Raw genomic sequence first — 25,265 nt, forward strand, 5'->3', positions numbered from 1 at the left:
GCATTCAATAGGCGTTCGTCGAGGAGAGTTTGGGTTGAGCGAATCTGTTGCGTGGATTGCCGTCGATTGGGGCACATCCAATCTCCGGGGCTGGACGATCGATGCGAGCGGCAACGTCATCGCGTCCCGTAGTTCGCCCAAGGGCATGGGCAAGCTCAGCCGCGAAGAATTTCCAGCGGCGCTGGCCGAACTGCTCGACGGTGTCGATGTCGCTGGACCCACCGATGTTCTCGTCTGCGGCATGGCCGGTGCCCGTCAGGGCTGGCTTGAAGCGCCCTATCTCGAAGCGCCGACCGACCTGCGCGGCCTCCTAAAGGGTGCCGTTCGCCCCGATAGCGGTTCGGACAAACTGAAAGTCTCGATCCTGCCCGGCGTCTGCCAGAAGCAGGGTGCCGACAATGTCATGCGCGGCGAGGAAACTCAGCTTCTCGGCCTCGCCAGCACCCTGCCCGGCTATTCCGGCCTCGTCTGCATGCCCGGCACCCATTCGAAATGGGCGCTGCTTGACGGGACGAAGATCGAGCATTTCACCACCGCGATGACCGGCGAGATGTTCGAAATCCTGTCCACGCATTCGGTGCTGCGCCATTCGCTTGGCGGCGATCTCGATACGCCCGAGCGGGCCGAGGGATTTGCCGCCGGAGCGCAGACCGGCCTCGAAAAGCCGGCCGACCTCCTCGGCCAATTGTTCCGCGTCCGCGCCAGTGCCCTTGTTTCGGGCCGCCAGCCCGCCTGGTGCGCCGGCTATCTCTCGGGCCTGCTCATCGGCACCGAAATATCAGCCAATCGCCACCAGATCGGTAACGAACCCGTTCCGCTGATCGGTTCGCATGTGCTCTGCGCCCTCTATGGCCAGGTGCTGGAAATGGCCGGCGCTGCCGGCCGCCCCGTCGATGCTACTGCGGTCGTTCTGGCCGGCCTCAAGGCCGCCCGCGACGCCGCCTAAGGAAACTGACCATGTCCCACCGCCACATCATCGCCATCCTGCGCGGCATCACCAATGACGAGGCCGTACCGGTCTGCACCGCTCTCGTCGAAGCCGGCATCACGCTCATCGAAGTGCCTCTGAACTCGCCCAATGCGCTCGAAAGCATTTCGCGGGCCGCCAAGGCGCTGTCCGACCGTGCGGAAATCGGCGCCGGCACGGTTCTCACCGAGGAAAACGTACGCGCCGTCGCGGCTGCGGGCGGCACCTTCATCGTCTCGCCCGACACCAATGAAGCCGTTATCGCCGAGACAGTGAAACTAGGCCTCAAATCCTATCCGGGCGTGTTCTCGCCCAGCGACGCCTTCAAGGCGATCCGCACCGGCGCGACCGGGCTGAAATTCTTCCCCGCCGAAGTATTGGGTTCCAAGGGCATCAAGGCCATGAAAGCCGTGCTCCCGCCTGACCTCCCGCTCTATGCCGTCGGCGGAGCCAATCCCGACAATTTCGATGAATTCTTCGCCGTCGGCTGCGCCGGCTTCGGTCTCGGCACCTATATCTACAAGCCCGGCATGAGCGTCACCGAAGTCGCCGAGCGCGCGGCCACCGCGGTTGCCGCCTATGACAAGGGAGCAAAGGCATGACCGACACGGCGCCTCTTCTGATCGACAGCAAATGCGAATTGGGCGAAGGCCCGATCTGGCACGGCGAGCGCCAGCAGCTCTTCTGGTTCGATATCAACGAGCAGTCCCTGTTTGCCGCCAATGCGGAAGGCGAAATCGAGGAAAGCTGGCTCTTCAACGAGACGGTCGCGGCCGCAGCGATCATTGACCGCGACCGGCTGGCCATCGCCAGCGAGAACGGCCTGATCGAGTTTGACCTGCGCGTCGGCGGCATGAACCGTCTGCTGGACATCGAGCGCGAGATCCCGGCCAACCGTACCAATGATAGCCGCGTCCATCCGTCGGGCGCGTTCTGGATCGGTACCATGGTTAAGGAAGAGGGGCCGAAGGACGGCTCGGTCTATCACTATCGTGCAGGCGAGCTCAAAAAGATCATCGAGAACGTCGCCATTCCCAATGCGACCTGTTTCTCGCCCGATGGCCGGATCGCCTATTGGACCGATACGCCGACCAAGAAAATCCTGAAATGCGCGACAGATCCCGAAACCGGTCTGCCGATTGGCGCGTGGGAATTGTTTGCTGACGTATCGGATCACCGCGGCTGGCCCGATGGCGCCGTGGTCGATAGCGAAGGCTATCTCTGGAATGCCCGCTGGGGCGGTAGCTGTGTCGTGCGCCACGCGCCGGATGGGTCGATCGACCGTATCATCGAAGTGCCGGTCAGCCAGGTCACCTGCCCCGCTTTTGGCGGCAAGGACCTCAAGACGATGTTCATCACCACCGCCGCCAAGACGCTGACACCGGAACAGCTCGCCGCAGAAAAAGTGGCCGGTGGCGTCTTTGCCATCGAGGTCGACGTGCCCGGCCTCCCTGAAACTCCCATAAAGCTCTGAGCTTCTGCCATGTCCATCAGTCCCGCCCTCGGCGTTTGCTACTATCCAGAACACTGGCCCGAAGAGTGGTGGGACAAGGACGCGGCCCGCATGGCCGAAGTGGGCATCAAATATGTCCGCATCGGCGAATTCGCCTGGTCGCGGCTGGAGCCGATGCCGGGCAACCTCCAGCTCGGCTGGATGATCCGGGCCATGGACGTGCTTGGTAAGCATGGCCTCAAGGTCATTGTCGGCACGCCGACTGCGACTCCACCGCGCTGGATGGTCGACAAGCATCCGGACATGCTGGCGGTCGACGCGTGGGGGCAGCGCAAGGGTTTTGGCTCGCGCCGCCACTACGATTTCTCGCATCTGCCCTATCGCGAGGAATCGGCGCGGATCACGCAGATTCTTGCCGATGCGCTGAGCGATCATCCTGCGCTCGGTGGCTGGCAGACCGACAATGAATATGGCTGCCACGGAACGACCTATTCCTACTCGCCGGCCGCGCTGGAGGGTTTCCGGAAATGGCTCGCTGAGCGTTACGGATCGATCGAGGCGCTGAACGAAGCGTGGGGCAATGTGTTCTGGTCGATGGAGTATAATCGCTTCGACCAGATCGAGCTGCCGAACCTCCTGGTTTGCGAGCCCAATCCGATCCACGACCTCGACTTCCGCCGCTATTCCTCGGATCAAGTCAGCGCCTTCAACAAGGTGCAGTACGATATCCTGAAGACCAAGCGACCGGACTTGCCGGTCATCCATAATTTCATGAGCCGGTATACCGAGTTCGACCACTACGACCTCGCCGAAACGCTCGATGTCGCGAGCTGGGACTCTTACCCCATCGGCCATCTCGCGGTCAGCGACGAGAGCGAAGACCTGAAGCGCCAGTACATGCGCCAGGGCGATCCGGACAATGCGGCCTTTCATCATGATCTCTATCGCACGGTTGGCCACGGCCGCTGGTGGGTGATGGAGCAGCAGCCAGGGCCGGTGAACTGGGGGAATTTCAACCCCGATCCGCTGCCGGGCATGGCACGCCTTTGGGCCTGGGAAGCCTTTGCGCATGGCGCGGAGGTCGTTTCCTACTTCCGCTGGCGGCAGGCGCCGTTCGCCCAGGAGCAGATGCATGCTGGCTTATTGCGGCCAGACAGTGAACCGGCTCCGGCCTATGGCGAAGCAAGCCAGGTCGCCGAGGAACTCAAGCTCACCGGCCTCGATGGTCCGGTGGGCAAGGCGCGCGTGGCGCTGGTCTTCGACTATGACAGCGAATGGGCCTGGGAGGTGCAACCGCAGGCTCAGGGCTTCAAGCACGGCGCCCATGTGCGTGACATCTATGCCGCCTTCCGCAAGCACGGCGTCGACATCGATATCCTGTCGCCCAAGACCAAGAGCTTTGCCGGATACGACATCGTCGCTATCCCGGCTCTCTTTACCTGGACCGACGAACTGCGCGAGGCCGTGGCCAGCTTTGAAGGTCATCTGCTGATCGGACCGCGTTCGGGATCGAAAACCAAGAATTTCTCCATTCCCGCCCGCCTCGGCCCGGACCTGTCCCCCAACCTGCTCGATGCACGCGTGACGCGGGTGGACAGTATTCCCGCCCATGTTTCGGTCACCGTGAAGGGCGGCGGTTCGACGCGCCTCTGGCGCGAAAAGGTCGAGACGCGTGGCGAAGTGGTGATGGAAGACAATGAAGGCGTGCCGGTGCTGATTTCGCAGGGGAAGCTGTTCTACCTGACCGCCAGCGGCGACCGGGCGCTGATGCAGCGCATTGCCGACTACCTCATTGCCGAGGCCGACCTGCCGATCCTCAGCTTGCCGGCCGGCGTTCGTGCCCGCAGCCGCGGCGGCTACCGCATCTATGTGAACTATTCGGCAAGCGGGGCGACTTTGACGCCGGCTGACGACGAAAGCGACTATGTGATTGGCGGCGCGGACGTACCGGCCGCTGGTGTCACCGTGGCAAAACTCGCCACGGCCGGCTAAGTGTTTCTATCGCCGGGTGGATTTCGAACCGCCCGGCTGTTTCGTCCCAGCGGAGCCATTGGACACCGCCGCGCTGCAGATCCCGGGCGGTGATGATCTGGCCCGAGGCGCCGCAGCCCTGGGGCGCCGAAATGCGGGCGATGATCAAATTGTTTCCGTAGCAATCTTCAGCGAAGGCGGCGGCGTTGCGGATGACCGCGATGCTGAACTGGTCCGTCTTCACGATGCAGCCGAGACTATCGCAGTGGGTGCCCGAATGCGTTGGGGCGATCTCGGTCTGATAGTATTGGCTCCAGACGTCGACGGCGAAGCTGCCGGTCCGGCCGGTGACGAGACCCATGCCCGTCCCATCGCGGACGGCAACGGCCTGGGTCGTATCAGCGACAAGCACATCAGGCCGAGGGGCGAAGCCGAACAGCAGGATGATGGGGAGCAGCATGGCTGGAGCCAGAAGGCGCCAGCGGCCTTCGATGAAGGCGAACCAAGCGAGCGTCGCTAGACCAGCCAGCAGCGTCCACCCGGCGAGAATTGGATTGCCGGTGAGGCTGGCGCTCCAGCCCGCGACCAGTTCGGCAACATCGACCATGCGGTCGATGTTCCAGCCCATCAGCTTGAGGAACGGGCCGTCGAGGCCGAATGGCATGGCCAGAATGGCGAGGACACCGAACCACATGATGAGGCTGACAAAGGGCAGCGCCAGCACGTTGCCGAGGACGCCGAGCGGCGCTGTCTGCTGGAAGTGATAGGCGGAGAAGAGGAGCGTGGCGGCGCCGGCCACAAAACTTGTCCAGGCTGTTGCCGAAACGAAGCGTAACGCGCGTTCGACACTTCCGCCCGTTGCCGGCGGTGACAGGCGCGGCAGTTCGTAGATGCCGATAAGCGCGACCACGGCGGCAAAAGAGAGCTGGAAGCTGGCGCGGAAGATGCTGGCCGGATCGATGAGGATGATCACCAGAGCGGCGATAGCGACATTGCGCATGGTCAGGGCACGGCGGCCTGCGAGAACTGCGCCGAAGATCAAGGCGAGCATGAGGGTGGAGCGGAAGGCGGGGACATTGTCCATGCCGCCGGCGAGGAGCAGGTAGCTGAAGGCGGCTGAGAGACCGGCGATGGCGGCGATCTGTTTGTTGGGCCAGGTCAGCGTCATCGGGAAGCAGACGAGAGCCAGGCGCAGGAGCCAGAAAATGCCGCCGGCGACGATCGACAGGTGGAGGCCGGAGATCGAATAGACGTGGGCGAGACCGGAGGCGGCCATGACATCGCGGGTTTCGTCGCTGATAGCGCTCTGGTCGCCCATCATCATGGCGCGACCGATCGCGGCACTGGCGCCTTCCAAGGCAAGATCGATGCGTTGGCCGATGTGGTTGCGGAGCGCCTGCACGCGGCGCGCGAGGTCGCTGTCATCGCCTTGGGCGACGATTTCAACCGCGCCGATGGCGTTACCGTAGGCGCCGATACCGGAGAAATAGGCGTGGAACTGGCTGTCGAAGGCACCGGGCAGAATGGGGCCAGGAACGGAGGCGAGCCTTATCCTTGCTTCGATCCAGTCGCCGACTTCGACTCGTGGCTCACCAGGGAGAAGGATGCGGGCACGGCGGATCGGCAGTTCGCGGGCACCGTCCATTGGGGTCATGGCAGACAGGACAGCGCGGATACCGTTGGCGTCGGCGGACAGGACTTCATCGACGCGGGCCGAATAGGTGCCGTAGGCGGGCACTGACAGCATGGGTGTGCCGAAGGCCAGACCATGCAGGGCGAGGAGGCAGAAACCGAGCCAGGCAGCGAACAACTGGATTGCCACGCGCCGGCCGGTGAGCGAGTGCGTCAGCATTGCCAGTAACAGGCATCCCGTAACGCAAAGCGAACCGATGATGAAATGAAAGGCCTCAGGTTCGACTGGTAGCAGGGCATAGGCGACGAGGCCGGCGATGAGGCTGAAGGGCAAGAGGACGAAGAGGCGGCGTTGTTCGGCGGCGTCGGTGATGGCCAGTCGAAGAGATCGCGAGGCGACTGACGGCCATGCCACGATTGACCAGGGGCGCGGGCGTGCGATGGCCGGCCCCCCCAGCACAATTTCCCCTCTAGCAGCCCCCTGCCCCTGCACTGCGCACCCCTGCCCTTGCGCTCAAGCCCGCCTATGCTACACACGGCCCGAAATTCCCTCAATTCGTTCCGGTTATCATGTCCCAGGTTGTTACTCGCTTTGCCCCTTCCCCTACCGGGTACCTGCATATCGGCGGCGCCCGTACGGCCCTGTTCAGTTGGGCCTATGCCCAGAACAAGGGCGGCAAGATGCTGCTGCGCATCGAGGACACTGATCGCGAACGTTCGACCGAAGCTGCCGTTGTTGCCCTGATCGACGGGCTCAAGTGGCTGGGCCTTGACTGGGAAGGTGATCCGATCAGCCAGTTTGCCCGCGCCTCGCGCCACGCCGAGGTTGCCCATGAGCTGGTGAAGATGGGGCACGCCTATTATTGCTATTGCTCGCCGGAAGAGCTGGACCAGATGCGCGAAGAAGCCCGCGCTGCCGGCAAGCCGCCGCGCTATAACGGTTTCTGGCGTGATCGCGACCCGAAGGAAGCGCCCGCTGGCATTTCGCCTGTTATCCGCATCAAGGCTCCGCTGAGCGGCGAGATCGTGGTCAATGACCACGTGCAGGGCAAGGTCGTGTTCAAGACCGAGAACCTCGACGACTTCATCATCCTGCGCTCAGACGGGACGCCGACCTATATGCATGCCGTGGTGGTCGATGATCACGATATGGGCGTCACCCACATCATCCGCGGCGACGACCACCTGACCAATGCCGCGCGCCAGATCATCATCTACAATGCCATGGGGTGGACCGTGCCGGAGATGGCGCATATTCCGCTGATCCATGGTCCGGATGGTGCCAAGCTTTCCAAGCGCCACGGTGCGCTCGGCGTCGAGGCCTATCGCCAGATGGGCTACCTCCCGGCAGCGCTGCGCAACTATCTTGCCCGCCTCGGCTGGAGCCATGGCGACGAGGAAATCTTCTCGACCGAGCAGATGGTGGAGTGGTTCAGCCTCGAAGCCCTCAACAAGGGCGCGGCGCGTTTCGACTTCGTCAAGCTTGAGAACATCAACGGCCACTATATCCGCGAAGCAGACCCGACCTATCTCTACAACGTCATGATCGATACGGCCAAGGAAGTGGGCCGCGACGAGGACGCAAAGGGCCTGATGGCGAACCACAACACGGTGCTCGCCGCCCTGCCCGAACTGCAGCCGCGCGCCAAGACGGTGCTGGAACTGATCGACCTCGCGCAGTTCATCTATGCCCTGCGCCCGATCACGCCGGACGCTGCCGCGGCGGCCCTGCTGACGCCGGAAGCCAAGGTGGTTCTTGCCGGTATTGCCGAAACGTTAGGGGGCCTTGCCGATTGGTCAGTGCCGGCCATCGATGCGGCCATGCGCGAACTGGCCGAAGCCAAGGGCCTCAAGCTCGGAAAGCTCGCCCAACCGCTGCGCGCAGCCCTTACGGGGCGCACGGTTTCGCCGGGAATCTTCGAGGTCATGGTGCTTATCGGCCGTGAAGAATCGATGGCACGATTGAGTGACCAAATCGCTTAACGAGCGGGTAGGCAGAGGGTAACCTCTGCTTACCTATCGGTTGCCTCGGCGGGGCAAAAACTGATACCTCTGCGGGCATCAATCGGCACCGCTGGAGGTGCTGCCCCGCTCCACTTCCCTCCCCTCGGAGCGCGGGCAAAACGAGGAGAGCTCAATGACCGATAAAGTCGCCAAACTCATCGTCGGAGACCAGACCGTCGAATTTCCAATCCTGAGCGGAACCGTGGGTCCGGATGTCGTCGACATCCGCTCACTCTACGCCAAGACTGGACTGTTCACCTACGATCCGGGCTTTACCTCGACGGCAGCCTGCGACAGCGCCATCACCTATATCGACGGCGACAAGGGCGAACTCCTCTATCGGGGCTACCCGATCGAACAGCTCGCGGAAAAGTCCAACTATCTCGAAGTCTGCTACCTGCTGCTCTACGGCAATCTGCCGACAAAGGCGCAGTTCAAGGAATTCGAAGAGCTGGTGACCAAGCACACCATGGTGCACGAGCAGATGCACTACTTCTATCGCGGCTTCCGTCGCGATGCGCATCCGATGGCTGTGATGACCGGCGTCGTCGGTGCTATGGCCGCGTTCTACCACGACTCGACCGATATCAACGATCCGCAGCAGCGGGAGATCGCCTCGATCCGCATGATCGCCAAGATCCCGACGCTCGCGGCAATGGCCTACAAGTACTCGATCGGCCAGCCGTTCGTGTATCCGCGCAACGATCTCGACTATGCGTCGAACTTCCTTCACATGTGCTTCTCGGTGCCGGCGGAAGAATACAAGGTGAACCCGGAAATCGCTCGCGCGATGGACTTGATATTCACCCTCCATGCCGATCACGAACAGAACGCCTCGACCTCGACCGTCCGCCTCTCCGGCTCGTCCGACGCCAACCCGTTCGCCTGTATCGCCGCAGGCGTTGCCTGCCTCTGGGGCCCCGCCCATGGCGGCGCCAACGAAGCCGCGCTCAACATGCTGCGTGAAATCGGCACGGTTGATCGCATTCCGGAATATATTGCCCGCGCCAAGGACAAGAACGATCCGTTCCGCCTGATGGGCTTTGGTCACCGCGTCTACAAGAACTACGATCCGCGCGCCAAGGTGATGCAGGAAACTGCAAACCGCGTGCTGGATCTGCTCGGCGTCGAAAACAACCCGACGCTGCAAGTTGCCAAGGAACTTGAGCGCATCGCGCTGTCGGACCCGTACTTCGTCGATCGCAAGCTCTATCCGAACGTCGACTTCTATTCGGGCGTCATCCTCGACGCGATCGGCTTCCCGACCTCGATGTTCACCGTGCTCTTCGCTGTCGCCCGCACTGTTGGCTGGATCAGCCAGTGGAAGGAAATGATCGGCGACCCGCAAAAGAAGATCGGGCGTCCGCGCCAGCTCTACAATGGCTCGGTGGCCCGCGATTATTCCGAGATCGGCGCCCGCTAATCTCAGCGTCGAAATGAAATGGCCCCGCCTTGGCGGGGTCATTGCTATTTTTCGGCCTTGTATCGCAGAATTCGTTCGGCGGGGTCGATCCGCGGATCTTCGACAGTACCCGCTTCCATGAGTCGACGTATCTTTGCGAAGCCCTCAACCTGTGCCTGCAGCGTGTCGTCGCTATCCAAGAGCGCGCTGGCTGCGGAGACGAGCTCTTCAACGTCCGGCTCAAGCTGAAGGATTTCGGGCACGACGGCCTGATCCAGCAGAATGTTGGGCAACGAAGCGAACTTGACTTTGTATTTGACCCAAAGCTTGGCCTGTCGCCTTTCGGCAACGTAGGTCGTCACCATCGGCACGCCCGCAAGAGCCAGCTCCAGCGTTACAGTGCCGGTAACCGCGACTGCGGCGACTGCGCCGGCCATGGCAGACGCCTTGCGCTCTTCGCCGGAGATAACGTCCACTTTGACCGGCCAATCCGCCACCCTCTGCTTGAGGTTGGCTTCCAGACGGCGTGGCGTTGGCAGGATGAAACCCGTGACCTTGGGATGGGCAGCCAGCCGCTCGGCAACGACCCGCATGAAAGGCAAATGACGCCCCAATTCCCCGTCGCGACTACCGGGGAGCAGGAGAAGCGGACCATGCTCCGGAATGGCCTTCCTGAACGCCATGCTGTTGACGGCGGGATGTCCAATGTAGTGGGTTTCCGGGCCGGAAACGCTGCGCATGAAGGCCGGCTCGAAGGGCAGAACCGCCATGACTTCGCGGAAATGGGGCTTGAGATGCGTTGCGCGCTCCGGCTTCCAGGCCCAAGCGGCCGGCGCCACGCAGAGAAGCACCGGAATGTCTGGAGCGGCCTTGTAGACCTGCTTGGCGACGATTTCGGAGAAGACCTGCGAATCCACCATCACCGCCACATCGGGGCGCGTCTTGATGATTTTTTGCGCCACCTGGCGCGCGCGCCAGAGGAGCTTGGGCAGCCGAGGTAGCACATCGGCCCATCCCATGACCGACAGCTCGTTCATATCAAAGAGCGACCTGACCCCGACGACAGACAATGCCTCGCCGCCGACGCCGCTTGCTTCGACAGGGACGCGCTCACTCAGACGGCGAACCAGTTCAGCAGCGATACGATCACCTGAAGGCTCACCGGCCAGAATGAAAAGCCGCAGCGGGGTCGCCACCTACTCCTCGTCCGCCTCAGGACGCGGCAGGCAAAGTGGCCGATCCTTGGCGCCACCAATGAAAGCTACGACGTCCTGAACGAGGGTTGCGTCCTTGAACATGACGGCAGCGTCGTCGACGCGCTCGCGCAAGGTTCCTTCGCTCGAAAAGATCATGCGATAGGCCGCGCGTAGCGAATGAATGGCATCGCGATCGAAACCGGAACGCTTCAGGCCCACGAGGTTGAGGCCTGCCAGGCGCGCACGATTGCCAAGTGCCATGCCATAGGGAATGACGTCGGCATCGATCATGCTTTGAGCGCCGATGAAGGCGTGATTGCCGATGCGGACAAACTGGTGCACACCGCAAAGGCCGCCGAAACGAACGTAATCCCCGATGACGGCATGGCCGGCGATGCCGACATAATTCGCCAGGACCACGTTGTTGCCAACCTGCGCGTCATGCGCAACATGGCTGCAGGCCATCAGTAGGCAGTCATTGCCGATCTTGGTCAGCATGCCGCCGCCCTCGGTGCCCGGATTGATAGTCACCGATTCGCGAATGGTACAGCGTTCACCGATTTCGACGCGCGATGCTTCGCCGTGGAATTTCAGGTCCTGGGGCTGATGACCGACCGAGGCAAAGGGGAAAATCCTGGTGCCGGCGCCGATGGTCGTGTGGCCTTCGACAACCGCGTGGGAAATCAGCTCCACGTTGTCATGCAAGACCACATGTTCGCCCACGATGCAGTAAGGGCCAATCTTGACACCGGCCCCGAACCGCGCGCCGGCTGCGACAATCGCTGTCGGATGAACAACGATTTCGTTCACTCGGTGGCCTCGACGATCATGGCAGTAAGCTCGGCTTCGGCAATGATGTTGCCGTTCACCTTGGCCTCGGCCTTATAGCGGCCCACGGTGCGGCGGCGATGCAACTTGGAGATGTGGTATTCAATCGTGTCGCCAGGCCCGGCTGGCTTGCGGAACCGCGCATTGTCGATGCCGAGCAGCATGACGATGCTTTTGTTACTGTTCTCGGTCGCATCATATTTGATGACGATGGCGCCAGCAGTCTGCGCCATGCCCTCAAGGATCAACACGCCGGGGAAGATCGGGTTGTTGGGAAAGTGACCCTGGAAGATGGGCTCGTTAAAGGTAACGTTCTTGATGCCGACGGCGGAGTCATCGCCCTTGATGTCGACGATGCGGTCAATCATCAGCATGGGATAGCGATGCGGCAGGGCCGCAAGGATATCCATGATGCTCATGGCATCGAGTTCGGTCGTCGAGCTTACCGTGTCCGTCATCCCCGCTTGTCCCCTTTGGCCAATTTCCGCAACGTGGCGAGTTCCCGCCAAAAATCCTTTAGGTCCTGTGCCGGCGCGCCACCTAGTTTGGAGCCTGCCGGCCAGTCTTTAGTCACTGCTGCCCGGCCGAAAATAGTCGTACCTGCGCCGATACGCAAATGGCCCGACGTGCCCACGCCCCCGCCCATCAGCACGCTGTCTTCCACGATGGTGGAGCCGGAAAGGCCGCTTTGAGCCGCGATCAGGCAGTTGCGACCAATGCGGCAGTTATGCCCGATCTGGACCTGGTTATCGATCTTCGTGCCGTCGCCGATGACCGTATCGCCAAGGGCACCGCGATCAACCGTGCTATTAGCGCCGATCTCGACGCGATCCTGAATAATGACGCGGCCAAGTTGTGGGATCTTGCGATTGGTCTGGCCGTGATCGAGCCAGCCAAAGCCTTCGGTACCAATCCGAACGCCCGAGTGCAGGACCACCTCATTGCCCAGATGCGCGCAGTCTATGGTGCAATTGGGGGCGATGATGCTGTTGCGACCGATGGTAACGCCGGGACCGATAACAGTATTGGCCCCAATGATCGTGCCGCGTCCGATTTCGACGCCATTACCGATAACGACATTGGAACCAATGGTAACGTCTCGCTCGAAGATCGGCGCACCGAGATCCTCACGACCGCCAACGATGGCTGCCTTGGTGCTGCCCGGATAGAGGCGATCCAGTATCTCGGTGAAGAGATTGTGGGCGCGCGGAGCCACGATGGCGACTGCGCCTGCCGGCACGCTATCCTTCAAGGACGGGTGCACAATTACGAAGCCCGCAGCCGTTCGGCGCAGATCTTCGACATACGACATGTGCGCTGCGAGAGCGAGATCGCCGGGAGCCGCAAGTTCGAGCTCGGAAACGCCGCTGACTACACGGTCATTGTCGGCAAGTCCCGCGGCCAGATCGGCATGCCCAAGTTCCGTCAGCAGAGTGCCGACAGCAATCGGTCCGGAAAATCGGTGAAATCGAGTATCGACCATGAGATCACTTCAAAAGAAAAGCCGCGGAGCTACCGCCCCGCGGCTTGATGACTTCTTTCACGTTGCTCGTATTAGAGCAAGGTCTGAAGCGTGATCTGGAAGACCTGAGTACGGTCTGCCGTCGACTTGTTGAGGACGTGCGAAACGTCGCCGCGCAGCGGGCCGAACGGTGAATCCCAGATGAGCGAGGCACCGATGGAGGTACGCAGCGGCGTATCCTGGCTCGCAGGATCAAGCGCGCTTAGGCCCGTGCCAGGCAGACCGTCGATCCAGGCAGCATCCGCCCAGAGCGCACCGCTGAGGCCGTAGCTCTCAGGAAGCGCCGGGATCGGGAATTCGATCTCGGCCGAAACAGCAGCATACATGGTCGCGCCAAGGAATTCGCCATTCTGCAGGCGCGGACCGACGCCGCGGCCTTCGAAGCCACGAATAATGGTCGCGCCGGGCATGAAGGCCTCAACCGCGTGAACCGAACCGCCATCAAGGCTGTTCACAACGCCGGCCTGGCCGCGAACACTGGCAACGATCCCGCTGTCGTCAAGAACCGGCAGGAAGTAGCGGCCGCGCGCTTCGGTCTTGAGCAGGTTATGATCCCAGCCGATATACTGCTGGGTGAAGGTAGCATAGAGCCCTTCGGTCGGCGACTTGACGTCATCAAGACCATTCCAGGTCAACGTGTAGCCGATAAACGCCTTGTTGAACTCTTGGCCGTCATTCACCAGAGCAGACTTGTACTGCGGGTTATCCTTCACATCCGAGATAACCTTGCGCTCGTAACCGGCGAAGAACCCAGCGTTAAGCGCACTGGTGATCGGCACGCCGAATCGCAGTTGACCGCCCGTCGACTGCGAACCGTAGAAACTCGAAGTCGTTTCGTCGGAAATGCGGTGATAGGCGTCGAAACCTGCCGACACCTTGAGCCCCATGAAGCGCGGCTCGGTGAAGGAGAAGTCGAAAGTACGGCCCGACTGCGATGCACCGATGGCGGCGCGCAGATACTGGCCACGACCAAGGAAGTTACGCTCGGTCAGCGAGACTTCGCCGAGAATACCATCGCTGGTTGAATAGCCGGCGCTCGCGCCGTACTCGCCTGTCGAGGTTTCCGTCACATTGATATTCAGAACCACCTTGTCGGGCGAAGAACCCGGCGCCGTGGTGACTTCAACCTTCGAGAAGAAACCGAGATTCTGGATGGCATCGCGACCACGGATGACCATAGAGCGGTTGAACGGATCGCCTTCACCAAAGGCCAGTTCGCGGCGAACAACGAAGTCGCGGGTCTTGGTATTGCCGGTGATATTGATGCGTTCCACATAGATACGCGCACCTTCGTCAACCAGGTAGGTCACATTGAAGGTGCCGGTAGCGACGTCACGATCGAGGCGAGCACGAACGTCCGCGAAGGAATAACCCTGGGCCGTGGCTTCGTAGGCCATGTCCTCGATGGTTTCCTGCAGGTTCGAAACGGAATATTGCGCACCCTTGCCGGTCTGGACGGTCGAGCGCAGCACGTCGGTGTTGAGACCGTTGATGCTGGTTTCGATACCGATATTACCGAACTGGTAGCGCTGGCCTTCATTGACCGTGAAATTGATGAAGTACGCATTGCGCGCAGCATCATACTCGGCAACCGACGTCACCTGCGCATCGGGATAGCCGCGATTTGCGTAGTAGAGACGGAGACGCTCGCGATCGACCGCCAGCTTCTGCTCGTCATAGGTGTCGTCACGAAGAAGCCAGCTCAGGATGCCGGTCTCCTTGGTCAGCATGGCACCCTTGAGGTTGCCGCCGCTGATTGCATTATTGCCGGTGAAGTTGATCGCAGCGATACCTGCGCGCTCACCTTCATTGACCTGGAAAACCACGCGAACACGACCATCAGCGGTCGGCTCCGTACGCGACGTCACCGTCACGCCCAGGAAGCCATCGCGGTCGTAAGCCTGACGGATGCTCTCAACGTCAGCCGACACGCGCTGAGCGGTGTAGATGCCGGAGGCAGAGACATCGACCATCGCCAGGAGCTGAGCATCGGAGAAGCGGCGGTTACCTTCGAAAAGAACCGAACCGACCAACTGCTCCTGAGCATGCGCGGCAACGACGCCCAGCACCGGGATCCCGCTGACCATTGGGCTCGCGCCCATAATCGCGATCACCGAGACAGCGCCACGCAACAGCTTGGGGTTAATCATATTGTTATTGCCTTCTGCGACCTGCCCGGAGAATCGTCATACGCCGCTCCCCCAAGCTAACTCCATTGGAGTGTTTTACTGTTTTTTTAACCACGGACAAGCGGTAAGCCCGGACGCAGTTAGCAATTCATTGGCGCGCTTGTATTCGTGCAACACCTTGCGAACCAAGGTTAACCGAGGGTTAGCGCAAGATGCCAAAATGGTCGAAAACCGTGTCGTTGAACAGGGTAAAAACCATCAAGGCCAGCACCAGGGCGAAGCCGAAGCGAAATCCCATCTCCTGCACGCGCATGCTGAGCGGTCGTCCGCGAACGGCCTCGATCAGATAGTACAAGAGATGGCCGCCGTCGAGCATGGGAACGGGTAAAAGATTGAATATCCCAATGTTGAGAGACAGAAGCGCCATCAGGTTGATGAGGGCAATGACGCCGAGTGTCGCCACTTCGCCCGAAACCTTGGCCACTTTCACGGGGCCACTAAGCTGCTGAACATCGCCGCGGCCAACAAAAAAATCGCCCAGGAAAGCGGCCGTCCGCTGCACGATGAAGCGAATTTCTTCAACCGTCATGCCGATCGCCTCGATGGGTCCGGGGCGATAGAGCTGAATATCAGCCTCTTCAATATTTCGGCTGACGCCGATCCGGCCGATGCGCTGGTCATTGCCGAACCGGTCCTGAATCACAACCGGCTCGGGCACGAGGTGAAGCGTGTCCGTGGATGCGCCACGCTCGATTTCGACGACCACCTCACGGGCGGGACTCGTGGCGACATAGCGCTGGAAATCCTCGAAACCGCGGACGACATAGCCGTCCACCGACAGAATCTTGTCGCGGGGTTCAAAGCCGGCGGCTTCGGCCACCGATCCGGCGATGACCTCGCCGATGACGGCGGGCACGGTTTCGCGGCCATAGCCAAGCAAGAGCGCATAAAGGATGAGGAAAGTCAGAAGCACGTTGGCGAGAGGACCAGCGGCTACGATGGCGATGCGTTGCCAGACCGACTTATTCACGAAGAGCCGCGGCGCCAGCGCAGGATCTCGCAGCTCCGGCGCATCGGGATCTGGCATGCTGGAGGCGTTCATGTCGCCGGCAAAGCGGACATAGCCGCCCAAGGGAATCGCCGAAATCTTCCAGCGTGTCCCGTGACGATCGTTCCAGCCGATCAGCTCTCTCCCAAAACCGATCGAGAAGGCCTGAATAGCAACGCCATTCCAGCGCGCCACAAGGTAGTGGCCCATTTCATGGACGAAGACGATGACCGTCAGAACCGCGAGAAACGGGACGACGTAGGACAGGAGCCAGTACACAAAATCAAACATCGTCATTCCGGGAGTGAGGCAGACGCACCGCCTGGGCGGTGATCACCAATAGAGCAGTCCTTCGGCCACCGAGCCAATGCCGCCATGCAGTGCGCCGACGATCAAGACCAGAATGATGCCGAATGTGAGGCTATCGAGCCGATCCATCAAGCCGCCATGACCGGGAATAATGTCGCCGCTGTCCTTGATCCGAAAATGCCGCTTTACGGCGCTTTCTGAGAGATCGCCCAATTGGCCAAGGATGCTGATCGAGAGGGAGATCAACAGGCCTATCCACCAAGGCGAATCGGTCAGGACGATCCAGACGAGCAGGCCCGCTCCTGACCCGAGGGCAAGACCGCCCAGAGCACCTGACCACGTTTTCGAGGGTGAAATACCGGGAGCCAGTTTCTCGCCGCCGATCTGCCTTCCGGTGAAGAAGGCTGCAGAATCAGTCATCCAGACGACGGTGCCAAGGAAAATGCCCGCCCAAATGCCCACGACGCCGTCGCCTCGCATCAGCACGGCCGACAGAATCAAAACTCCGAACAGCACGAGGCCAACGGCCCGCCACAGGAACAACTCGCGTCCCATGAACGCGGCGACAACGCAAGCAAGCGCTACGGCACCAACAAGACCCCAAATACCAAGCAGCGGAAAGATGAGGCCGGAAAGGCCAACCAGCCCGATCAGCGCCATGCCGGGCACCGTCAGCGGCGCCCGGGAAACCATGGTTTCCCATTCGCGATAGGCGCCTGCATAGACGGCCCCTACGACGCCAGAGAAAAAGTAACTACCTAGATAGAGCGCAGTTGCCGTAACGGCGATGAGCACCATGGCCGATGCAAAGCGTGGGCCAACATCGGCCCAATTGCGACGTTGGGATGCGGCAGGTTTGGGAGAAGGTGCGCCTGGCTCCATCAACTCCCGGTCGCCCCCAGACCGCCATAACGCCGATCGCGCAGCGAATAGGTTTCAAGAACACGTAGGAAACTTGCCTCGTCGAAGTCAGGCCAGTTTTCCGGCACGAAAACGAGTTCGGCATAGGCCGACTGCCAAAGCAGGAAATTGGAGAGACGCTGCTCGCCACTTGTACGGATGATGATATCCGGATCGGGCATGTCGACGGTGTAGAGGGCGCGCGAAATTGCGGCTTCGTCGATATGGGCAGGATCGATACGGCCTTCGGCTGCGTCCTTTGCAAGGCGGCGGGCGGCATCGGTGATTTCGGCGCGGCCGCCGTAGTTGAAGGCGACAACCAGGACGAGACCGGTATTGGCAGCGGTCTTGGCCTCCACATCTTCAATGAGGCGCACGAGCGAAGGTTCGAGCCCTGCCCGGCCGCCAATGATGCGGATTCGAACATTGTTGCGCATGAGCCGCTGCAAGTCGGAGGCGACGAAGCGGCGCAGGAGGCCAAATATGAAGGAGACTTCTTCGGGCGGGCGCGTCCAATTCTCGGATGAAAAGCTGAAGACCGTCAGGTAGCCGACGCCGTGCTTGATGCAGGACTGCACGAGGTTGCGCAAGGCGTGCACGCCTTCCACGTGCCCCTCCGTACGACGTTTGCCCCTGGCCTTGGCCCAACGGCCATTGCCATCCATGATCACCCCGAGGTGAACCGGAATACGGAGGCCCGAACCGAGGTCCGGGCTCATTTTTGCGGCGGTCTCGCTTGCCATCAACGCCCCTCCCGGCGGCGTTCCATACCGGTCCCTAGACCTGCATGATTTCCTGTTCCTTGGCCGCCACGATGACGTCGATCTCCTTGACGGCGTCATCGGTCGCCTTCTGCACGAGATCGGACTGCTTCTTGGCGTCGTCCTGGTTCATGTCGCCGTCCTTCTCCGCCTTTTTCAAGGCGTCCATGCCATCGCGACGAATGTGGCGCACAGCAACACGGGCCTGTTCGGCATAAGTATGCGCAACCTTGGCGAGCTCCTTGCGGCGCTGCTCGTTGAGTTCCGGAAGCGGAACGCGAATGACCTGACCTTCGCCCATCGGATTAAGGCCGAGGCCGCTGTCGCGGATCGCCTTTTCCACAGCATTGGCCAGGCCCCGGTCCCAGACCTGCACCGAGAGCATGCGCGGCTCGGGAACAGTCACGGTGGCAAGCTGGCTGAGCGGCGTGCGCGAACCATAGGCTTCAACTGTCACAGGCTCCAACAGGCTGGCGCTGGCGCGGCCGGTGCGCAGGCCCACCAGTTCGTCCTTGAGCGAAGCAATCGACTTCTGCATGCGGTTCTTGATGTCGGTGAGATCATAGGCCATGGCCGAGGTCCTTCCAGTCATTTGGCGCTGCCAACTTGGGGCGCGCTTCTCTATTAAACTCGCACCGGAAAGGTGCAATCGGCGAAGACGCCCCTGCCCTAGATCGGGTCGCCAACGCGGGTCGACAGGCCCTTGCCTTCCAGAATGCCGGAAAGGCCAGCGGGCTCATCGAGCGCATATACAATAATGGGCATGTGGCTGTCGCGGGCAAGCGCGAATGCAGCCGTATCCATCACCTTGAGATTGCGGGCGATAACTTCATCGTAGCCAATCTGGGAATAGCGGACGGCTTCGGGGTTCTTCTTCGGGTCGTCCGAGTAAACGCCATCAACCTTGGTGCCCTTGAGCACAACGTCGCATTCGAGCTCGATGGCCCGGAGCGTGGCGGCCGTATCGGTGGTGAAGAACGGGTTGCCGGTACCGCCGCCGAGGACGACGACAAAGCCCTCCTCCAGCGCCTGCTTGGCGTCGCGGGCGGTAAAGGTGTCGGCGACCGACGGCATGGTCGCGGCGCTGAACGGTTTGGATTTCACGCCCTGGCGGGTGATTGCGTTTGAGAGGGCGAGGGCATTGATCATGGTGCCCAGCATGCCCATCAGGTCGGCGGTAACACGATCGGTGCCGTCTGCGGCACCAGCCATGCCGCGGAAGATATTGCCGCCACCAACAACGATGGCAACCTGAATGCCGGAGCGCGCCGCGTCTGCGATCTGCTTGGCTACGGCCTGGAGAAAGGGCGGCTCGATGCCGAAGGAGTTATCTCCCGCCAGCGCCTCGCCCGAAACCTTGAGCAAAATGCGCTTGTAGCTCGACGCCATCGGAAGACCTCATGTGAGACTGCGGGCTCGCGACTCTGCAAGACCTTCGGGACACTAGGGCAAAACTGCCACAAGCTGAAGGCTAAGCCACGCAGGAAGTAAATGTAAAATTTCTGAAGCTCGATCCAGCCGCACTGGAGAGCGATGGACGGGCCTTGCGGCCCGTCCAAAAGTCATCAGGCCTTGACGCCTGCGGTCGCGGCGACTTCGGCTGCGAAGTCGGTTTCGACCTTTTCAATGCCTTCGCCGAGCGCATAGCGCACGAACTTGGTCAGCTTGATCGGTGCACCAACGTCCTTCTCGGCCTTCTTGATGGCGTCGGCGACCTTGGTCTCACCGTCGATCACGAAGGTCTGAGCGAGGAGAGTGACTTCCTCGTAATACTTGCGCAGTCGGCCTTCGACCATCTTCTCGGCGATGTCGGCCGGCTTGCCCGATTCCTTGACCTGCTCGAGGATGATGGCGCGTTCACGAGCCACGACGTCCTGATCCAGCTCGCTGGAGTCGATTGCCAGCGGGTTGGTGGCGGCGATGTGCATGGCAAGCTGCTTGCCGAGAGCCGACAGGGCAGCCTTGTCACCGGTGGACTCGAGGGCGACCAGAATGCCGATCTTGCCCAGACCCGCCTTGACAGCGTTGTGCACGTAGCTTTCCACCACGCCATCGGAGACCGAGACGGTCAGCGTGCGGCGCAGGTTCATGTTTTCGCCGATCTTGGCGATGGCTTCGGTCAGTTCGGCCTGAACAGAGTGACCAGCGCCGGGGAACGGCATTTCGCCGAGCTTGGCGACGTCGCCATCAGCGTCGAGAGCGAGCTTCGCGATCGAGCCAACGATATTCTGGAACTGCTCGTTGCGGGCAACGAAGTCGGTCTCAGAGTTGACTTCGACGACGGCAGCCTTGGTACCGGAGGTTGCAACGCCAACCAGACCTTCCGCAGCGACGCGATCGGCCTTCTTGGCAGCCTTGGCGAGGCCACGGGTGCGCAGCCAATCGACGGCAGCTTCCATGTCGCCATTGGTTTCGGCCAGAGCCTTCTTGCAGTCCATCATCCCGACGCCGGTCGAGTCGCGGAGCTGCTTAACCAGTGCAGCAGTGATTTCCATGGGTTCACCTTTCGGCGGCCCCAGTCTGGGGCCGCATAGTTTCGTTCAAACGATTCCGGACATACCGGACTTAGTTGACAGCTGCGCCTTCGCCCGGAAGATCTTCAGCCGGGGCTTCCGAAGAAGCGCCGAGATCCTGGCCGAGAGCGCTCGAGGAGCGACCGATACCATCGAGGGCAGCGCGCGAGACCAGCGAGACATAGAGTTCGAGAGCGCGGCTGGCGTCGTCATTGCCCGGGATGGCGTAATCGACCATGTCCGGATCGCAATTGGTGTCGACGATAGCAATGACCGGGATACCCAGGCGACGGGCTTCCTTGATCGCGTTTGCTTCCTTGTTGGTGTCGATCACGAACAGGAGCGAGGGAACATTGCCCATGTCCTTGATGCCGCCGAGGTCGCGCTCAAGACGCTCCTGCTCGCGGGACATCATAAGGCGCTCTTTCTTGGTGCGCAGAGCGAGATCTTCTTCGCTCATCGATTCTAGTTCGCGCAGACGCGAGATGGAGTTCGAGATCGTCTGCCAGTTGGTCAGCGTGCCGCCGAGCCAACGGGAGTTCACGAAGTACTGAGCGGACTGCTTGGCAGCTTCAGCAACGAGCGGGGCGGCCTGGCGCTTGGTGCCGACGAAGAGCACGCGGCCGCCATCGGCGACGGTGTCGGACACGAGCTGCAGGGCGCGGCTCAGGGCCGGCACGGTCTGCGACAGGTCGAGAATGTGAATGTCGTTGCGAACGCCGAAAATGAAGCGTTCCATCTTCGGGTTCCAGCGGTGCTTCTGGTGGCCGAAGTGCACGCCTGCTTCGAGGAGCTGGCGCATGGAGAATTCTGGCAGAGCCATTTGGTATTCCTTTACCGGTTGATGCCTCCACGAAGCCTTGCGACGGTTGCCCGCCACCGGATGGCACTCCAAACGGAGGGCCCGCTTCGTGTGTGAGATCGCTCCAGCCAAACTGCTGGACGCGTGGGCGATATAAGCGAAGTCTTACCCGAGCGCAACCCGCCAAAGTCACTCACGGGATCGTCAACGAACCGATCCGTGGATTGCTCGTTAGGTCTTCATGGACCCGCGCCCGAACGTGGGGCTACAGGGTGAGAGCCCCTGAGCGGGGGAGGAAGAGCTTTGCGCTCACCTCCTCCGCGCTTGTCTGCCCCCTACCCTAATTGAACCGGACGTCGGTGATCCCATCAAGCGCCTTAATACCGCCGGCGACTTCGGCGCTGACGGAATACTTGCCGGGAAGTTCGATTTCATACTCGCGGGCGCCGGCGTCGCGGATCACCACGAAACTCACCGTGCCATTGCCGCCGCGCTTCAATTGCGCGCTTACGGGCCCGAGGGCTTTCTCGCTCGCGGTGAAAATGGTGAGGCGGCGGTCGATGCTTTCTGCCAACCCTTCGATGGGCTTGGCGCCGTTGAGCATAAGGCTGATGCCTTCCGCGCGCTCTTGGGCGCCGACTTCGAGGATGACCGAATTGCCCGGCTGCAAAATCGCGCCGAACTGGGTGATCTGTTCGGAAAAGGCGATGACTTCAAAGGTGCCGCTCTGATCCGAAAGGCTCAGGATCATCATCGGCGTACCTTTACGCGTACGCCTGTCGTTACGCGACGAGATGGTTCCGGCCATACGGCCCGCGGAAGCGCCGTCCTTCACCGCGCGCTCAAAATCGCTCCAGCGCTGGACGCGGAGGCGCTCGAAGAGGTCGGAATAAGCATCGAGCGGGTGCGCCGATAGATGGAAGCCGATGGCCGAGAGTTCACGGTCGGCTCGCTCGGTGGAATTCCAGGCTGGGACGCTTGTGGGCAGGCGGAATGGTTCAGGTTCACTCGAGGCGAACATGTTCCACTGGCCTTCGTTGCGCTCCGTGGTCAGGGCCTGGGCTGTGCCCACAACCTGGTCCATAGCGGCGAAGGCAATTTCGCGACGTTCAACCAGCGCGTCGAAGGCGCCGGCATTGACGAGGGTTTCGAGCGTACGCTTGTTGATGGCCTTGGGATCGACGCGGCGGGCAAAGTCGCCAAGATCCTTGAACGGCTTGTCGCCACGGACTTCGACGATGTGCTCAGCAACGGCGCGGCCGACACCCTTCACGGCGGAGAGGCCGTAGTGGATGCGGTCATTCTTCACCGAGAACACGACTTCCGAGGCATTCACACAGGGCGGAACGACTTCGATCTTCTTCTTGCCAGCCTCGCGGCGGAAATCCGAGAGCTTGTCGGTCTGCGCCATATCGAGCGTCATCGAGGCCGCATAGAATTCATGCGGGAAATGCTGCTTGAGATAGGCTGTCTGGTAGGACACCCACGCGTAAGCAGCGGCGTGGCTCTTGTTGAAACCGTAGTTCGCGAATTTTGCCAGAAGATCGAAAATTTGGTCGGCCAAGGCCTCGCTGACGCCCTGCGGGCCGGAACCCTCGCGGAAGCGGACGCGCTGATTGTCCATTTCCGCCTTGATCTTCTTACCCATAGCGCGACGGAGCATGTCGGCTTCGCCGAGCGAATAGCCCGACAGAAGCTGGGCGATCTGCATCACCTGCTCCTGATAGACAATGATGCCATAGGTTTCGTCGAGCACTTCGCTCAGCTTGGGGTGGGGATATTCCACCTCCTCGCGGCCATGCTTACGATCGATGAAGCTTGGAATATTGTCCATCGGACCAGGCCGATAGAGCGCGTTCATAGCGATGAGATCTTCGATGCGGTCGGGCTTGAGATCCATCAAGGCCCGGCGCATGCCGCCACTTTCAAACTGGAAGATGCCGTAGGTATCGCCACGGGCGTAGAGATTGTAGGTCGCTGCGTCGTCGATGGGGATGGTGTCGATGTCGATTTCAACGCCGCGCTTGCGCACCATCTCGACGGCGTACTGGATCGTCGTCAGCGTCTTGAGACCGAGGAAGTCGAATTTGACGAGGCCGGCGGGCTCAACCCATTTCAGGTTGTATTGCGTCACCGGCATTTCGGAGCGCGGATCGCGGTAGAGCGGCAGCAGTTCCTGCAGCGGGCGATCGCCGATCACGATGCCGGCGGCGTGCGTCGACGCGTGGCGGAACAGGCCTTCGAGGGACTTGGCAATTTCGACGAGCTGGCCGACGGTTTCGTCTTCTTCGGCCATCTGCTTGAACTGCGGCACCTCGTTCATGGTGCGCTCGATGGTCCAGGGATCCGCTGGGTTGGCGGGCACGAGCTTACAGATGCGGTCGACCTGCCCGTAAGGCATCTGCAGCACTCGACCGACGTCGCGCAGCACGGCGCGCGCCTGGAGCGAACCGAAGGTGATGATCTGCGCCACCTGCTCGGCGCCATACTTCTTCTGCACGTATTCGATGACTTCTTCACGCCGGTCCTGGCAGAAGTCGATATCGAAGTCGGGCATCGAAACGCGCTCAGGATTGAGGAAGCGTTCGAACAGCAGATTGTAGCGTAGCGGATCGAGGTCGGTGATGGTCGTGGCATAGGCCACAAGCGAGCCGGCACCGGAACCGCGGCCCGGCCCCACTGGGATGCCCTGCGCCTTGGCCCATTGGATAAAGTCGGCCACGATGAGGAAGTAGCCGGGGAATTTCATCTTCTCGATGACGTTCAGCTCGAAATCGAGCCGCTCGCGATATTCCTGTTCGGTCTTGCCGGGCCCCGGACCGTGGGCGGCGAGACGGGCATTCAGACCGGTAACCGAAATCTCACGCAAGGCCGCAGCTTCGGCGGCAACGACGGCCTCTTCGGTATCGTGCGAGCCGGCGGCGAATTTTGGCAGGATGGGACCACGCGTGCGCGGGCGGTAGGCGACCCGGCGGGCAATCTCGATGGTAGAATCGAGTGCTTCGGGAATATCGGCAAAAAGCTCGATCATCTCCGCGCGGGTCTTGAAATAATACTGGTCGTTGAGTTTTCGACGTTCGGTCTGGGCCAGCACTGAGCTGCCGGCAATGGCCAGCAGGGCGTCGTGCGCCTCATATTCCTTGGCGGATTTGAAGAAGGGCTCGTTGGTGGCGACCAGCGGGATACCCTTGCGATAGGCATAATCGATCAGGCGCGGCTCGACGGTGACTTCCTGCGCGCGGCCATGGCGCTGCAACTCGATATAGAAGCGGTCGCCGAAGAGGTCGGCCAAGCGATCGAGGCGGCGGACGGCATTGGCGTCCTGCCCGTGGGCGAAGGGCATGTCGATGGCGCCTTCCGGGCCACCGGAGAGGCAAATCATGCCGGCGAGGGAATCGGGTGTCAGCCAATCGAGCTTGGCGCGCGCCAGCCCGTTTTCACCCTGCATATAGGCGCGGGAAACAAGGCGCGAGAGATTGGCAAAGCCCTCTTCGGACTGGGCCATCATGACGACACTGGATTTTCCGTTCCAAGCAACGTGGCCGCGTTCGCTGACGCGCTCTTCGGCGGCGGCAAAATCGATGGCGAGTTCGACACCGATCAGCGGCTGGATGCCCTTCTTCGTCGCCTTTTCGGAGAATTCCAGGGCGCCAAAGAGATTGGCCGTGTCGGCCAGACCAAGCGCCGGCTGAGCGTCGGCGGCGGCGAGTTTGAGAATCGACTCGAGCTGAACAGCACCCTCAAGGAGCGAGAAAGCCGAGTGAACGTGTAGATGGATAAAGCCGGGGCCGCGCATATTGGTCTCCTGAAAGGAGTCTTAGCCTGTCG

At 61.3% G+C, this 25,265-nt stretch carries 20 protein-coding genes; 6 read left to right on the forward strand and 14 right to left on the reverse strand.

The genetic code is table 11. The features are described 5' to 3' along the window. The first annotated feature begins 34 nt into the window (after positions 1 to 34). The 4 genes from J7557_RS04860 to J7557_RS04875 are packed head-to-tail and all read left to right on the forward strand — an operon-like array spanning position 35 to position 4,412. Positions 35 to 946, forward strand: a complete 912-nt coding sequence (locus tag J7557_RS04860) for a 2-dehydro-3-deoxygalactonokinase (RefSeq protein WP_291417870.1) — start codon at positions 35 to 37, stop codon at positions 944 to 946. A gap of 11 nt (positions 947 to 957) precedes the next feature. After that, positions 958 to 1,569: a 2-dehydro-3-deoxy-6-phosphogalactonate aldolase gene (locus tag J7557_RS04865; protein WP_291417872.1), complete on the forward strand. Its 612-nt coding sequence runs from the start codon at positions 958 to 960 to the stop codon at positions 1,567 to 1,569. Beyond that, a complete protein-coding gene (locus tag J7557_RS04870; RefSeq protein ID WP_291417874.1) occupies positions 1,566 to 2,441 on the forward strand; it encodes an SMP-30/gluconolactonase/LRE family protein in 876 nt (291 codons plus the stop codon). Before J7557_RS04865 ends, J7557_RS04870 begins: the two co-directional genes overlap by 4 nt. Positions 2,442 to 2,450: 9 nt before the next feature. Then, positions 2,451 to 4,412 (forward strand): beta-galactosidase, encoded by a 1,962-nt coding sequence (locus J7557_RS04875; RefSeq protein WP_291417876.1) that lies wholly within the window; start codon positions 2,451 to 2,453, stop codon positions 4,410 to 4,412. On the opposite strand, the gene J7557_RS04880 is transcribed toward J7557_RS04875, so the two are convergent. Then, positions 4,381 to 6,438: a ComEC/Rec2 family competence protein gene (locus J7557_RS04880; protein ID WP_291417877.1), complete on the reverse strand. Its 2,058-nt coding sequence runs from the start codon at positions 6,436 to 6,438 to the stop codon at positions 4,381 to 4,383. The genes J7557_RS04875 and J7557_RS04880 overlap by 32 nt on opposite strands. 152 nt (positions 6,439 to 6,590) lie before the next feature. On the opposite strand from J7557_RS04880, the gene gltX reads away from it, so the two are divergent. Both gltX and gltA read left to right on the forward strand, forming a co-directional pair. Next, the gene (gltX, locus tag J7557_RS04885; protein ID WP_291418302.1) at positions 6,591 to 8,006 is read left to right on the forward strand and encodes a glutamate--tRNA ligase; all 1,416 of its coding nucleotides are present in this window, start codon (positions 6,591 to 6,593) and stop codon (positions 8,004 to 8,006) included. A gap of 154 nt (positions 8,007 to 8,160) precedes the next feature. Next, complete coding sequence (gene gltA / locus J7557_RS04890) at positions 8,161 to 9,450, forward strand: citrate synthase (RefSeq protein ID WP_291417879.1); 1,290 nt, start codon at positions 8,161 to 8,163, stop codon at positions 9,448 to 9,450. 44 nt (positions 9,451 to 9,494) lie between these two features. Here gltA and J7557_RS04895 read toward each other — a convergent pair whose 3' ends face one another. The 13 genes from J7557_RS04895 to dnaE all read right to left on the reverse strand — a co-directional run bounded on the left by J7557_RS04895 (position 9,495) and on the right by dnaE (position 25,233). After that, entirely contained in the window at positions 9,495 to 10,625 is a 1,131-nt protein-coding gene (locus J7557_RS04895; protein WP_291417881.1) for a lipid-A-disaccharide synthase, read from the reverse strand. Continuing rightward, positions 10,626 to 11,435, reverse strand: coding sequence for an acyl-ACP--UDP-N-acetylglucosamine O-acyltransferase (gene lpxA / locus J7557_RS04900; protein ID WP_291417883.1), 810 nt, complete (start codon positions 11,433 to 11,435; stop codon positions 10,626 to 10,628). Beyond that, positions 11,432 to 11,911, reverse strand: coding sequence for a 3-hydroxyacyl-ACP dehydratase FabZ (fabZ, locus tag J7557_RS04905; protein ID WP_291417885.1), 480 nt, complete (start codon positions 11,909 to 11,911; stop codon positions 11,432 to 11,434). Before fabZ ends, lpxA begins: the two co-directional genes overlap by 4 nt. Continuing rightward, positions 11,908 to 12,936 (reverse strand): UDP-3-O-(3-hydroxymyristoyl)glucosamine N-acyltransferase, encoded by a 1,029-nt coding sequence (gene lpxD / locus J7557_RS04910; RefSeq protein ID WP_291417887.1) that lies wholly within the window; start codon positions 12,934 to 12,936, stop codon positions 11,908 to 11,910. Before lpxD ends, fabZ begins: the two co-directional genes overlap by 4 nt. Before the next feature lie 71 nt (positions 12,937 to 13,007). Continuing rightward, positions 13,008 to 15,125, reverse strand: a complete 2,118-nt coding sequence (bamA, locus tag J7557_RS04915) for an outer membrane protein assembly factor BamA (RefSeq protein ID WP_291417889.1) — start codon at positions 15,123 to 15,125, stop codon at positions 13,008 to 13,010. A gap of 181 nt (positions 15,126 to 15,306) precedes the next feature. Further along, positions 15,307 to 16,443: an RIP metalloprotease RseP gene (gene rseP, locus J7557_RS04920; protein ID WP_291417891.1), complete on the reverse strand. Its 1,137-nt coding sequence runs from the start codon at positions 16,441 to 16,443 to the stop codon at positions 15,307 to 15,309. A 42-nt stretch (positions 16,444 to 16,485) separates the two neighbouring features. After that, on the reverse strand, positions 16,486 to 17,343 hold the full coding sequence (locus J7557_RS04925) for a phosphatidate cytidylyltransferase (RefSeq protein WP_291417893.1): 858 nt from the start codon (positions 17,341 to 17,343) through the stop codon (positions 16,486 to 16,488). Beyond that, the gene (locus J7557_RS04930) at positions 17,343 to 18,104 is read right to left on the reverse strand and encodes an isoprenyl transferase (RefSeq protein WP_291417895.1); all 762 of its coding nucleotides are present in this window, start codon (positions 18,102 to 18,104) and stop codon (positions 17,343 to 17,345) included. Before J7557_RS04930 ends, J7557_RS04925 begins: the two co-directional genes overlap by 1 nt. A gap of 34 nt (positions 18,105 to 18,138) precedes the next feature. Beyond that, positions 18,139 to 18,693: a ribosome recycling factor gene (frr, locus tag J7557_RS04935; RefSeq protein WP_291418304.1), complete on the reverse strand. Its 555-nt coding sequence runs from the start codon at positions 18,691 to 18,693 to the stop codon at positions 18,139 to 18,141. Between the two features lie 98 nt (positions 18,694 to 18,791). Further along, positions 18,792 to 19,511, reverse strand: coding sequence for a UMP kinase (pyrH, locus tag J7557_RS04940; protein ID WP_291417897.1), 720 nt, complete (start codon positions 19,509 to 19,511; stop codon positions 18,792 to 18,794). A 176-nt stretch (positions 19,512 to 19,687) separates the two neighbouring features. After that, complete coding sequence (tsf, locus tag J7557_RS04945; protein ID WP_291417898.1) at positions 19,688 to 20,617, reverse strand: translation elongation factor Ts; 930 nt, start codon at positions 20,615 to 20,617, stop codon at positions 19,688 to 19,690. Positions 20,618 to 20,687: 70 nt separating this feature from the next. After that, the gene (gene rpsB / locus J7557_RS04950; protein WP_291417900.1) at positions 20,688 to 21,458 is read right to left on the reverse strand and encodes a 30S ribosomal protein S2; all 771 of its coding nucleotides are present in this window, start codon (positions 21,456 to 21,458) and stop codon (positions 20,688 to 20,690) included. Between the two features lie 319 nt (positions 21,459 to 21,777). Continuing rightward, positions 21,778 to 25,233 (reverse strand): DNA polymerase III subunit alpha, encoded by a 3,456-nt coding sequence (dnaE, locus tag J7557_RS04955; protein WP_291417902.1) that lies wholly within the window; start codon positions 25,231 to 25,233, stop codon positions 21,778 to 21,780. Between the last annotated feature and the right edge of the window lie 32 nt (positions 25,234 to 25,265).

Source organism: Devosia sp. (genome assembly GCF_017744655.1).
In the GTDB taxonomy this organism is placed as follows: domain Bacteria; phylum Pseudomonadota; class Alphaproteobacteria; order Rhizobiales; family Devosiaceae; genus Devosia.